The sequence below is a fragment of the Azoarcus sp. PA01 genome, from assembly GCA_001274695.2.
In the GTDB taxonomy this organism is placed as follows: domain Bacteria; phylum Pseudomonadota; class Gammaproteobacteria; order Burkholderiales; family Rhodocyclaceae; genus Aromatoleum.
Map to the genome: position 1 here is coordinate 1965046 of LARU01000002.1, position 12835 is coordinate 1977880.

At 67.2% G+C, this 12835-nt stretch carries 9 protein-coding genes; 4 read left to right on the forward strand and 5 right to left on the reverse strand.

Features of this window, described 5'->3' with window-relative positions; all coding sequences use genetic code 11:
- Window positions 1–60: 60 nt before the first annotated feature.
- Both PA01_10045 and PA01_10050 read left to right on the forward strand, forming a co-directional pair.
- The gene (locus PA01_10045; protein ID KON81883.1) at window positions 61–1449 is read left to right on the forward strand and encodes a lysine 2,3-aminomutase; all 1389 of its coding nucleotides are present in this window, start codon (window positions 61–63) and stop codon (window positions 1447–1449) included.
- 162 nt (window positions 1450–1611) lie between these two features.
- The gene (locus PA01_10050) at window positions 1612–2469 is read left to right on the forward strand and encodes a zinc metallopeptidase (GenBank protein ID KON81884.1); all 858 of its coding nucleotides are present in this window, start codon (window positions 1612–1614) and stop codon (window positions 2467–2469) included.
- A 33-nt stretch (window positions 2470–2502) separates the two neighbouring features.
- Here PA01_10050 and PA01_10055 read toward each other — a convergent pair whose 3' ends face one another.
- On the reverse strand, window positions 2503–2979 hold the full coding sequence (locus PA01_10055; protein KON81885.1) for a VOC family protein: 477 nt from the start codon (window positions 2977–2979) through the stop codon (window positions 2503–2505).
- A gap of 109 nt (window positions 2980–3088) precedes the next feature.
- The gene (locus PA01_10060) at window positions 3089–3916 is read right to left on the reverse strand and encodes a helix-turn-helix transcriptional regulator (GenBank protein ID KON81886.1); all 828 of its coding nucleotides are present in this window, start codon (window positions 3914–3916) and stop codon (window positions 3089–3091) included.
- Window positions 3917–4034: 118 nt separating this feature from the next.
- Here PA01_10060 and PA01_10065 point away from each other — a divergent pair, with 118 nt between their 5' ends.
- Window positions 4035–5273, forward strand: a complete 1239-nt coding sequence (locus PA01_10065; GenBank protein KON81887.1) for a CynX/NimT family MFS transporter — start codon at window positions 4035–4037, stop codon at window positions 5271–5273.
- A 79-nt stretch (window positions 5274–5352) separates the two neighbouring features.
- Here PA01_10065 and PA01_10070 read toward each other — a convergent pair whose 3' ends face one another.
- The 3 genes from PA01_10070 to PA01_10080 all read right to left on the reverse strand — a co-directional run bounded on the left by PA01_10070 (window position 5353) and on the right by PA01_10080 (window position 9368).
- Window positions 5353–6078, reverse strand: a complete 726-nt coding sequence (locus tag PA01_10070; GenBank protein ID KON81888.1) for a response regulator transcription factor — start codon at window positions 6076–6078, stop codon at window positions 5353–5355.
- A complete protein-coding gene (locus PA01_10075) occupies window positions 6075–8159 on the reverse strand; it encodes a PAS-domain containing protein (GenBank protein KON81889.1) in 2085 nt (694 codons plus the stop codon). The genes PA01_10070 and PA01_10075 overlap by 4 nt, the downstream gene beginning before the upstream one ends.
- Before the next feature lie 72 nt (window positions 8160–8231).
- The gene (locus PA01_10080) at window positions 8232–9368 is read right to left on the reverse strand and encodes an AraC family transcriptional regulator (protein ID KON81890.1); all 1137 of its coding nucleotides are present in this window, start codon (window positions 9366–9368) and stop codon (window positions 8232–8234) included.
- Window positions 9369–9510: 142 nt separating this feature from the next.
- Between PA01_10080 and PA01_10085 the strand changes: the two genes are divergently transcribed.
- A complete protein-coding gene (locus PA01_10085) occupies window positions 9511–12801 on the forward strand; it encodes a methylmalonyl-CoA mutase family protein (GenBank protein ID KON82439.1) in 3291 nt (1096 codons plus the stop codon).
- Window positions 12802–12835 lie beyond the last annotated feature (34 nt).

The window sequence follows — 12835 nt, forward strand, 5'->3', positions numbered from 1 at the left end:
CTCAATCGCCTTCGCGCGGGGGCTGCGCGTGCCGATCCGGAACGAGATCAGGAGACATCCATGACGGCCCAAGTCCAGTCCCTTACCCGCCCGATCACTTTCAACACCGCGCGTTTCGACCCGGTGCCGTTCAAGGTCTACACGCAGCGCGACCTCGACCAGATTGCGCCGCTGGCGAAGCTGTCGGAAGCGCAGCGCTTCGAAATGAAAGTCGTGTCGTCGGTACTGCCGTTTCGCGTCAACCAGTACGTCATCGACGAACTGATCGACTGGGACAACATTCCCGCCGATCCGATGTTCCAGTTGACGTTCCCGCAGCGCGGCATGCTCGCGCCGGAACATTTCGACCGCATCGCGACGTTACTCAGGTACGGCGCGGACAAGAAGGATGTCGAGGCGGCGATCGACGCGGTGCGCCACGAGCTGAACCCGCATCCGGCCGACCAGATGGAAATGAACATGCCGCGCGACGAGCACGGCAACCGCCTCGAGGGCATTCAGCACAAGTACCGCGAGACCGTGCTGTTCTTTCCGAGCCAGGGCCAGACCTGCCACAGCTATTGCACGTTCTGCTTCCGCTGGGCGCAGTTCGTCGGCGACAAGGAGCTGCGCATCGCGTCGTCCGAAGCCGACACGCTGCACGCCTATCTGCGCCAGCATCGCGAAGTCACCGATCTGTTGTTCACCGGCGGCGACCCGATGGTGATGAAAACGCGCCACCTGCGCGACTACCTCGAGCCGCTGCTCGAGCCCGAGTTCGACCACATCCAGACGATCCGCGTCGGCACGAAGGCGCTGACGTTCTGGCCGCACCGCTTCCTCGGCGCCGATGACGCCGACGAGCTGATCGCGCTGCTCGAACGCCTCACGGAGGCGGGCAAGCACGTCGCATTGATGACGCATTTCAACCACTGGAAGGAACTTGACACCGAGGCGACGCAGGCCGCAGTGCGGCGGCTGCGCAAGGCCGGCGTCGTGATCCGCGGGCAAGGGCCGCTGATCGCCCACATCAACGACGATCCCGACGTGTGGGCGCGGATGTGGAAGACGCAGGTGCGGCTCGGCATCGTGCCGTACTACATGTTCGTCGAGCGCGACACCGGCGCGCGCAACTACTTCGAAGTGCCGCTCGTGCGCGCGTGGGAAATTTACCGCGACGCGATGCAGCAGGTATCGGGCTTGGGCCGCACGGCACGCGGCCCGAGCATGAGCGCGAGCCCCGGCAAAGTCGAGGTCCAGGGGGTGACGGAAGTCGCCGGCGAGAAAGTCTTCGTGCTGCGCTTCATCCAGGGACGCAACCCCGACTGGGTGCAGCGGCCGTTCTTCGCGAAGTTCGACGCGCAGGCGACGTGGTTCGACCACCTGAAGCCGGCGTTCGGCGACGAAAAATGGTTCTGGGAAGACGAGTACGAAGCGATCCGCGAGGATAAGCTGTCGATCGAAAGCTGAACAACGCGCGTGCGCCGTCGGGGCGTTCCGGACGCGGCTCCTGCGGGAGCCGCAATTGCTCCATTGTGACGAGCCAGCGTTTCGGCACGGCCCGCGTGTCGGCAAGCCGCCGTTCGCCGGCGTGTAATATCCGCAGCGGACGTCCACACATGGAGGCGGATCATGCGTATCGGCGGTCGTCGGGAAAGCGAGAACGTCGAGGATCGGCGCGGCTCGCACTTCAGGGTCGGGAGCGGTGGCAAGATCGGCATCGGCACGATCCTGCTCGCGCTCGTCGCGATGTATTTCGGCATCGACCCGAGCGTCGTGCTCGACACCGCGAGCGTCCAGTCACCCTCGCCGGCCACGCCGCCCACGTCGCCGCGCTCCGCCGCGGAAGATGAACTCGCCCGCTTCGCCTCCCAGGTGCTCGCCGATACCGAGGACACGTGGGGGCCGATTTTCGCGTCCGCCGGCAGCCAGTACCGGGAGCCGCGGATGGTGCTGTTCACCGGCGCAACGCGCAGCGCGTGCGGTGTCGGGCAGGCCGAGATGGGACCGTTCTACTGTCCGGCCGACGAGAAAGTCTACCTCGACCTTTCGTTCTTCGACGACTTGCACAACCGCTTCCGCGCGCCCGGTGATTTTGCCCAGGCGTACGTGATCGCCCACGAAGTCGGCCACCACGTGCAGAACCTGCTCGGGATTTCCGAAAAAGTCCAGCAGGCGCGCGAGCGGCTGCCGCCACGCGAAGCGAACGCGCTGTCGGTCCGCGTCGAGCTGCAGGCCGACTGCCTCGCGGGGGTGTGGGGCCATCATGCCGAGCGTACGCGCCAGTTGCTCGAAGCAGGCGATGTCGAAGAGGCGCTCGGCGCGGCGTCCGCGATCGGCGACGACCGGCTGCAGAAACAGGTGCAGGGCCAGGTCGTGCCGGACAGCTTCACGCACGGCAGCTCGGCCCAGCGCGCGCGCTGGTTCCGCCTCGGCCTCGAGCGCGGTGACTTGAGGGCGTGTGACACGTTCAGTCCGGGCGCGCTCTGAGCTCCCTCCTTGGCGGCTGTCGGTAGCGGCCGCTCACGCGGCGAGGCGCGCGAACGCCTCGACGACTTCCGGCGGCGCCTGCACCAGTTCGACGAGGACGCCTTCGCCGCCGATCGGGAATTCGTGGTTGCCTTTCGGATGCAGGAAGGTGATGTCGAAGCCGGCCGCGCCGCGGCGGATGCCACCGGGCGCGAAGCGCACGCCCTGAGCGCTCAGCCACTCGACCGCGACCGGCAGGTCGTCGACCCACAGCCCGACGTGGTTCAGCGGCGTCGCGTGCACGGCAGGCTTCTTTTCGGCGTCGAGCGGCTGCATCAGGTCGACTTCGACCTTGAACGGCCCTTTGCCCATCGCGCAGATGTCCTCGTCGACGTTCTCGCGCTCGCTGACGAAGTTGCCGGTGACTTCGAGTCCCAGCATGTCCACCCACAGCATCTTGAGCCGCTCCTTGCTCGGGCCGCCGATGGCGATCTGCTGGATGCCGAGGATTTTGAACGGACGGTGGGACATCGGGGGAATCTCCTGAATTCGGGCGTGGGAAAGGAAACCAAGGGCGGAATTGTAGCGAACGGACGCGCGCGGTGCATGAGCCTCCCGCACTGCTGTCCGGCTTTCGATGTCACGCCGGTGGCTCGTTCGCTGCGCGGCGCAGCCGCAGCGACTCCCCGCGTTCGACGAGATAGCGCGCCGGCGGCTTGCCGAGCACTTTCTTGAACATCGTGATGAACGCGCTGACGGATTCGTAGCCGAGATCCTGCGCGACCACCTGCACCGTCATTCCTGCCGACAGGCGCTGCAGCGCGATGACGATGTGCAGCTGCTGGCGCCAGCGGCCGAAAGTCATGCCGGTCTCGCCGACGATCAGGCGCGCCAGCGTGCGCTCGCCGATCGACACGCGCCGTGCCCATTCGGCCATCGTGCTGCGGTCGGACGGATCGTTCATCAGCGCGTCGGCGATGCGGCGCAGGCGCGGCTCGGCAGTGATCGGCAGATGGAGCCGCTCGGCCGGCATCTGCACGAGCTCGTCGAGCAGCACCGCGACGAGGCGCCCGGTCGGCCCGTCGATGGAATAGCTCTGCGGCAGCTCGACGAGGCGCAGGATCAGCTCGCGCAGCAGCGGGCTCACCGACAGTGTGCAGCAGCTCGCGGGCAACGCTGCCGCATCGGGCTCGACGAACAGCAGGCAGATGCGGCCATTCAGCGACACCCGGTTGGTGTGCGGCATGCCGCCCGGGATCCACACCGCGCCGTGCGGCGGCACGATCCACAAGCCGGAAGGCACTTCGCACGTCACCGAGCCGCGCGCCGCCAGGACGAGCTGCCCTTTGCGGTGGCGGTGCACCGGCAGCTCGCGGCTGTTGTCGCGGATGTCGACGGTCAGTGCCACGGCCGGACTGTACAGCTCGTCCGGATCGAAACGCGCCAGGCTGTCAAGAAGGTCGGACATGAACGGAATGCTCGAGTGCAGGCAGAATCAAGATATTAACCGTCAAGATATCGAGATTCAGATAAGCGCCCACCCTCTAGAATCGAATCCATCTCCCTTTCTGCCACGGTGGATTCGCATGAAGCCGCACGTCTCCGTCACGCCGCCTGCCGCCCAGGGCCTCCTCATCGTCGGCATCCTGCTGATCGCCGCGAACCTGCGCGCCCCGGTCACCGGCGTCGGCCCGGTGCTCGCCGACATCCAGTCCAGCTTCGGCTTCAACGCCACGCAGGCCGGCGTGCTGGCGACGCTGCCGCTGCTCGCGTTCGCGCTCGTCTCGCCGCTCGCCGCCGGCCTCGCGCGCCGGCACGGGCTCGAACGCACGCTGTTCGCGGCGCTGCTGCTGCTGACGACCGGCATCCTCGTGCGCTCGTCGGGCGCCGCGTGGGGGCTGTTTGGCGGCACGGTGATTCTCGGTAGCGCGATCGCGGTCTGCAATGTCCTGTTGCCGAGCCTCCTGAAACGGGACTTCGCCGCGAAAGTCTCGACGATGACGTCGCTCTACGCGGTGACGATGAGCGTGACTGCCGCGTTGTGTTCGGCGGTGATGATTCCGCTGACCGCGATGTCGTCGTACGGATGGACTTTCGCGCTCGGGATCTGGGCCGTCCTCGCGGCATTCAGCGCAGTGGTGTGGCTGCCGCAGCTGCGCAACGCGCCGCGCCCGACGCAGCAGGCCGCCACGACTCCAGCGATCCCGATCTGGCGCTCGCCGCTCGCGTGGCAGGTGACCGCTTTCATGGGGCTCAATTCGTTCGTCTACTACGTCGTCATCAGCTGGCTTCCGGCGATCCTGCAGCAAAACGGCTATTCTGCGGCGTCCGCCGGCTCGCTGCACGGGCTGCTGCAGCTCGCGACGGTCGTCCCCGGCGTGCTCGCGGTACCGCTGATCCATCGCCTGACCGATCAGCGCGCCGCCGCGTTCCTGAGTGCAACCCTCGCCCTGGTCGGCCTCGCCGGCTTCATCGCGCTGCCGGGCTGGAGCGTCGTGTGGTGCATCGCCTATGGCTTCGGCAGCAGCGCCTGCTTGATCCTCGCGCTGACTTTCATGAGCCTGCGCGCCGGCAGCGTGCATCAGGCGGCAGCGCTGTCGGGCATGGCGCAGGCGGTGGGCTACCTGCTCGCCGCCATCGGCCCGACCCTCGTCGGCGCGCTCCACGACACGTTCGGCGGCTGGTCCGCCGCGCTGCTGCTGTGCGCGGCGGTATCGGTGATCCAGGCGGTGTGCGGGCTGTACGCCGGCCGCCCGACGCAGATCGGCGCGCTGTCACCGCTGCCGGTAGCCGCCGTGCCGGAGATGGCGGCGAGGCGGCGCTGAAAGGCACGCTTCGCGTGCGATGCGGAAGGTGACGCGGTAGCGGGCGAAGGGGAAGGTTGCGTGCGCCCTCGTCGGGCCGTCATTCCCATCGCACCTGCGCCGAGAAGAGATACCCGGCGCCATACACCGTCTTGATCAGCTTCGGCTGCTGCGGGTCGTCGTCGAGTTTGCGGCGCAGGCGCGAGATGCGCACGTCGATGCTGCGGTCGAACGGGTCGACGTCGCGCTCGCCGAGCAGCTGTTCGCGGCTCAGGATCTTGTTCGGCCGGCGCAGCAGCGCGAGCAGCAGCGCCGCCTCGGCTGCCGAAACGCTGACGTCAGGTGCGCCCGGCCGCGACAGCGCGAGCCGTCCGGTGTCGAAGCGCCAGTTTGCGAAGACCGCGACACTGCGTTCGTCCGCGCCCGCGTCGGTCGACGCGGCGCGCTGGTAGCGGCGCAGGATCGAGCGCACGCGGGCGACGAGCTCGCGCGGTTCGAACGGCTTGACGAGATAGTCGTCGGCGCCGAGCTCGAGGCCGAGGACGCGGTCGGTGACGTCGTTGCGGCCGGTCAGGATCAGCACTGCGCACGGGCTGCCGTCCTGCAGTTCGCGCACGACCTGCATGCCGTCCATGTCCGGCAGACCGAGGTCGACGATCACCAGGTCGGGGGAAGCTTTTCGCGCGCGCGCGAGCAGTTCGCGACCGGTCGTGACGTGTTCGCTGCGGAAGCCGTAGTCGGCGAGCGCGCCGCAGATCAGGCGGGCGATGTCCGCTTCGTCCTCGAGAACCAGGATAAGCGGGGACACAGACGCGTTGTCGGTCATTGGCGGGGCAGGTCCTCGGGGGTTGCCGGAACATCCAGGATCGCGGCGAGGCTCGTCGCGAGCGTGTCCTGGTCGAAAGGCTTGCGCAGCACCGGCACGTCGAGCTGCGCGGTGTCTGCGAGCGCGTTGTCGCTGGCATAGCCGGTGATCATCAGGATCGGCAGCCGCGGGCGCAGCGCGCGGGTGCGTGCGACCAGTTCGCGGCCGCCGATCGCGCCGGGCATCACGGTGTCGGTGACGAGGATCGCAATCTCCGGGACCGACTCGATCAGGCTCCACGCTTCGACGCCATCGGCGGCCTCGATGACGGAGTGGCCGAGCGCGGTCAGTTGCAGGCGGATGACGCGGCGCACCTCCGGTTCGTCCTCGACGAGCAGCACTGGCCCGGCCGCCTTGCGCTCGCGCTGCACCGCAGCCGGCGGTTTGGCCGTCGTCGCCGGCGTCGCGGCGGCGGCGCGCGGCAACACGAACGTCACCGTCGTTCCCGAGCCCGGCGTGCTGCGGATGCGGATGTTGCCGCCTGACTGGCGCACGAAGCCATAGACCATCGCCAGCCCGAGACCGCTGCCCTGGCCGAACGGCTTCGTCGTGAAGAATGGCTCGAACAGGCGGGGCAGAAGTTTCGCGTCGATGCCGCTGCCGGTGTCGGTGACATCGATCTGCACGTAGTTGCCGGCGGGCAGCTCGACGAGCACCGCGAGGCTCTCGGGGATGTGGCGCTCGCCGATCGCGATCGTCAGCGAGCCGCCGTCCGGCATTGCGTCGCGCGCGTTGAGCGCGAGGTTCAGCAGCGCGTTCTCGAGCTGGTGCGGGTCGACAAACGCGTGCAGCGGCGCCGGCGGCAGGCGCGTCTGCAGGCGGATGTTTTCGGTCAGCGAGCGCGACAGCAGCTGCGCCATGTTCAGCACCAGCGCACCGACCTCGACCGCGATCGGTTCGAGTCCCTGGCCGCGCGAGAACGTCAGCAGCCGCTTGATCAGTTCGGCGCCGCGCTGCGCCGCGTGCAGAGCCGGATCGAGGTGCTCGACGGCATGGCCGCCCGGCGGCAGCTTCGACTTGAGCTCCGACAGGTTGCCGATGATGATCGTCAGGAGGTTGTTGAAGTCGTGCGCGAGACCGCCGGTGAGCTGGCCGACGGCTTCCATCTTCTGCGCCTGCACGAGCGCCGCCTGACTCGCCTTCTGTTCGGTGATGTCGGTCGATAGCACGAAATAGCCGACCACCTCGCCGTGTGCCGACACTTCGGGCACGACGATGCTTTTGGCATGGACGGTGCGGCCGTTGTCGAGCTTGCGCGAATATTCGTAGCTGACGCGCTCGCCGGCCGCGGCGATCTTCAGCTGTTCGACGACCAACGGATACAGCTCGGCGCCGAGCACGCTCTCGATACTGCGCCCGACGATCGCGTCCTTGCTCACGCCGAACCACTCAGCGTAGCCGCGGTTCGCGAACTGATAGGTTTCGCCGCGATCGACGTACGCAATCAGCGCCGGGATCGAATCGATGATCAGCTTCAGCCGCTCCTCGGAGCGCCGCAGCGCGCCGGCGATCTCGTCGACTTCGGCGTGCGCCTGTGCGAGCCGCGCGTTCGCGTTCTCGAGCTCCGCGGTGCGCGCCTTGACGCGCGCCTCGAGTTCGGCGTTCTGCCGCTGGATGACGTCCTCGTAGCGGCGCTGCTCGGTGATGTCGGTCCACAGCGAGACGAAGCCGAGATTCGGGATCGGCACGCCGCGGATCGCGAGAATCTTGCCGTTGGGCCGCGCGCGCTCCGCGTAGTGCGGCAGGAACGCGCGCGCGGCGGCCATGCGTTCGGCGACGAGCTGGTCGACGTCGCCTTCGCCATATTCGCCGCGTTCGGCATTGAAGCGCGCGAACTCCTCGAACGGCGTGCCGACGTGGACCATCTTCTCGGGAAAGTCGAGCAGCCGCAGCATCGCCTTGTTCCACGTCACGAGCTTCGGCGTCGCGTCGAAGACGGCGATCGCCTGGTCGAGCAGGTCGAGGCCGGCGAGCAGCAGGTCGTAGCGGCGCAGCTCCTGCGACGACAGCTTCGGCGGCGGAGTCGGCGTGTTGCGCAACATCAGACGTGCATCCTCCGGGAGCGGGTTGGGCGCTCGCCCATTCTAGTCATGTCCGCTGCGCGCACGCGCCGATTACCTCACAGAACGCGCCGCAGGGCGCGGCGTTGCCGAGGCCGGCAAGTCCGCGCCCGCGACCTGATTCAGCAACTGCTTGCGAAACCGCTCCGGCGACGTCCCGGTCCAGGCGACCACGGCACGATAGAACGCCGAGGGGTCGGCGTACCCGAGTTCGGCACCGATCTGCGCGACCGGCTGCGCCGTTTTCGTCAGTCGGGCGAGCGCGATGTCACGACGCAGCGCATCCTTGATGGTGCGAAAGCTCGAGCCTTCCTCTTCGAGCCGGCGGTGCAGCGTGCGCGCCGACAGGTGTAGCCGGCCGGCGACGCTCTCGAGCGGCAGGTTCTCGGGCAGCGCGTCGCGCAGCAGGTCGCGCACGCGATACACCATGTCGCGGTCGCGCCGGTACAGCATCGTGATCTTGCCGGGCGCGCCGTCAAGGAAGGTGGCGAGCGCGGCATCGTCGCGGCGCACCGGCAGGTCGAGCAGGTTGTCGCGCAGGCGCGCGACGAGCGTGCCGGCATCGAAGAACGAATGCTCCGTATAGACCAGCGCGTAGTCGTCGGCGTGCGGCGGGCGAGGGTAGGGGAAATGCACCGAGTCGAGCGCGAGCTCGCGGCTGACGAGCCAGCACGATACCGCGTGGATCAGGCGCAGCAGCCACTCGAATGCGAACACGCGCGCGGGGTCGCCGCGGCGGTCGGCGAGTCGGCGCGTCTCGGTGATGCGCAGTTCGGCGCGCTCGTCGCCGTCGCCGCGCCGCACGCTCACCGCGAGATCGGGCAGCACGATGCGCAGGAAGCGCGCGGCGCGGTCGAGCGCGTCGCCGAGCGTCGCGGCGCCGAGCATGCCGCGGCACAGGAACTCGAAGCTGCCCGAGCGCATCGGCTGCGCGAACAGGCCGAAGCCTTCGTCGTCCATCTCGCGCCCGATCAGGTTGTACAGCGCCGCGTAGCGATCGATCGGGATACGGTTGGCAGCGTCTGCAAGGTCGACTCCCGCCGCGGCGAGCAACGGTGTGGGGTCACGGCCCTGTCCGACCATTCCGGAGATCATGCCGGTAACGAAGCCCCGCGCTACTGTCGCGCGGCGGCTGCGGGCGGGGCGCGAAGGGGCGGCGGCAGAGGTGTCGCCCGGGGAAGGCAAGGGCATGTTCGGACTCGTGCGGCGCGAGGCACGCGGTTGATCGGAAGGTTGGCGGATTCTGCACGATGGACGGCCGGCCGAGCAATGGCAATCGGTCGGTCGGCCTCCTAAGATGCAGGGCATCATCGGACATCACGTGGAAAACGACATGACCAACCTCAGCGAAGCCAAGAAGCTCGTCAACTACAAGCCGAAGAACAAGGTCCGCTTCGTGACCGCGGCGGCGCTGTTCGACGGCCACGACGCGTCGATCAACATCATGCGCCGGATCCTCCAGTCGACCGGCGCCGAAGTGATCCACCTCGGCCACAACCGCTCGGTCGGCGAGATCGTCAACGCCGCGCTGCAGGAAGACGTGCAGGGCATCGCGATCACCAGTTACCAGGGCGGCCACGTCGAGTTCTTCAAGTACATGATCGATCTCCTGAAGGCCAACGGCGGCGAGAACATCAAGGTGTTCGGCGGCGGCGGCGGCGTCATCGTGCCCTCCGAGATCCGCGAGCTGCACGACTATGGCGTCACGCGCGTGTATTCGCCTGAAGACGGCGCGATGATGGGGCTGCAGGGCATGATCAACGACCTCGTCGAGAAGTCGGACTTCGACCTCACCGCGGTCGCGCCGCAGTCGGCCGACGACCTCGTCAAGCAGCTGACGACCGGCGAGCGTGCCGGGCGCCAGCGCGCCCTGTCGCGCATCATCACCGCGCTCGAGAACGGCGCGTATGGCGACGACGTCAGGAAGGCGATCCTCGACGCGGCCGCGAAAGTCAAAACGCCGACGCTGGGGATTACCGGCACCGGCGGCGCCGGCAAGAGCTCGCTGACCGACGAGCTCGTGCGCCGCTTCCGGCTCGACCAGAACGACAAGCTGAAGCTCGCGATCGTGTCGATCGACCCGTCGCGCAAGCGCACCGGCGGCGCGCTGCTCGGCGATCGCATCCGCATGAACGCGATCGAGCACGACAACATCTTCATGCGCTCGCTCGCGACGCGCGACACCGGCTCCGAGATCTCCGCGGCGCTGCCCGAAGTCATCGCCGCGACGAAGCTCGTCGGCTTCGACCTCGTCGTCGTCGAGACCTCGGGCATCGGCCAGGGCAACGCCGCGATCGTGCCGTTCGTCGATTTGTCGCTGTACGTGATGACGCCGGAATTCGGCGCGGCGAGCCAGCTCGAAAAGATCGACATGCTCGACTTCGCCGACTTCGTCGCGATCAACAAGTTCGACCGCAAGGGCGCCGACGACGCGCTGCGCGACGTCAGGAAGCAGTACCAGCGCAACCGCGAGCTGTTCAGCCAGCCGACCGACGCGATGCCGGTGTTCGGCACGATGGCCGCGCGCTTCAACGACGACGGCGTCACCGCGCTGTACCAGGCGATGTTCCCGAAGCTCGTCGAGAAGGGCTTGAAGGCCTCATTTGCCAACACTCCGGGCCGGCTGCCGGTCGTCACGACGAAAGCGTCGTCCCACGGCCGCGCGATCGTCCCGGCCGAGCGCACGCGCTACCTCGCCGAGATCGCCGACACCGTTCGCGATTATCACAAGCACATCGAGCAGCAGGCCAAGGTCGCGCGCGAGCGCCAGTCGCTGAAGATTGCGAAGGCGCTGTTCGAGCAGTGCGGCAAGGAGGCCGGCTCGTTCGCCGAAATGATCGACTGGAAGGACGGCGAACTGACGGCGACGGCGAAGAAGCTGCTCGAAATGTGGCCGAAGACGAAGGAGCTGTACGCCGCCGACGAGTACGTCGTGAAGATCCGCGACAAGGAGATCCGCACGAAACTGACGACCGAATCGCTGTCCGGTTCGAAGATCCGCAAAGTCGCGCTGCCGAACTTCGACGACGACGGCGAGTCGCTGCGCTTCCTGATGAAGGAGAACGTGCCGGGTTCGTTCCCCTACACCGCCGGCGTGTTCGCGTTCAAGCGCGAAGGCGAGGACCCGACGCGGATGTTCGCCGGCGAAGGCGACGCGTTCCGCACGAACCGCCGCTTCAAGAAAGTCTCCGAAGGCATGCCGGCGCACCGGCTGTCGACCGCGTTCGACTCGGTGACGCTGTACGGCTGCGACCCGGACGTGCGCCCGGATATCTACGGCAAGATCGGCAATTCGGGCGTGTCGATCGCGACGCTCGACGACATGAAAGTGCTGTACGACGGCTTCGACCTGTGCGCGCCGACGACCTCGGTGTCGATGACGATCAACGGTCCGGCGCCGATCATCCTCGCGTTCTTCTTCAACACCGCGATGGACCAGCAGGTCGCGAAGTTCCGCGCGGACAACGGCCGCGAGCCGACCGAGACCGAGTTCCAGAAGATCCGCGAATGGACGCTGTCGTCGGTGCGCGGCACGGTGCAGGCCGACATCCTGAAGGAAGACCAGGGCCAGAACACCTGCATCTTCTCGACCGAGTTCGCGCTGAAGATGATGGGCGACATCCAGGAGTACTTCGTCCATCACAAGGTGCAGAACTTCTACTCGGTGTCGATCTCCGGCTACCACATCGCCGAAGCCGGCGCGAACCCGATCTCGCAGCTCGCCTTCACGCTGTCGAACGGCTTCACGTACGTCGAGTCGTATCTCGCGCGCGGCATGCACATCGACGACTTCGCGCCCAACCTGTCGTTCTTCTTCTCGAACGGCATGGACCCGGAATACTCGGTGATCGGCCGCGTCGCGCGCCGCATCTGGGCCGTCGCGATGAAGAACAGGTACGGCGCGAACGAGCGCAGCCAGAAGCTGAAGTACCACGTGCAGACCTCGGGGCGCTCGCTGCACGCGCAGGAGATGGACTTCAACGACATCCGCACGACGCTGCAGGCGCTGATCGCGATCTACGACAACTGCAACTCGCTGCACACCAACGCTTTTGATGAGGCGATCACGACGCCGACCGAGGAATCGGTGCGGCGCGCGATGGCGATCCAGCTGATCATCAACCGCGAATGGGGCCTCGCGAAAAACGAGAACCCGAACCAGGGCAGCTTCATCATCGACGAGCTCACCGACCTCGTCGAGGAAGCGGTGCTGCAGGAGTTCGAGGCGATCGCGTCGCGCGGCGGCGTGCTCGGCGCGATGGAGACCGGCTACCAGCGCGGCAAAATCCAGGAGGAGTCGCTGTACTACGAGCACAAGAAGCACGATGGCTCGTACCCTATCATCGGCGTCAACACCTTCCTGAACCCGAAGGGCAGTGCGCAGCCGGAAATCGAACTCGCACGCTCGACCGAGGAAGAGAAGCAGGGGCAGCTGAAGCGCCTCGCCGACTTCCAGGCACGCAACGCCGCGGAAGCGCCGAAGTGGCTCGCGAAACTGCGCCAAGCGGTCATCGACAACGGCAACGTGTTCGAAGTGCTCGTCGACGCGGTGCGCTACTGCTCGCTCGGCCAGATCACGTCGGCGCTGTATGAAGTCGGCGGGCAGTACCGGCGCAGCATGTAAGCGCGCGCGAGAAAGTCCTGAAAACGGCGCGCAA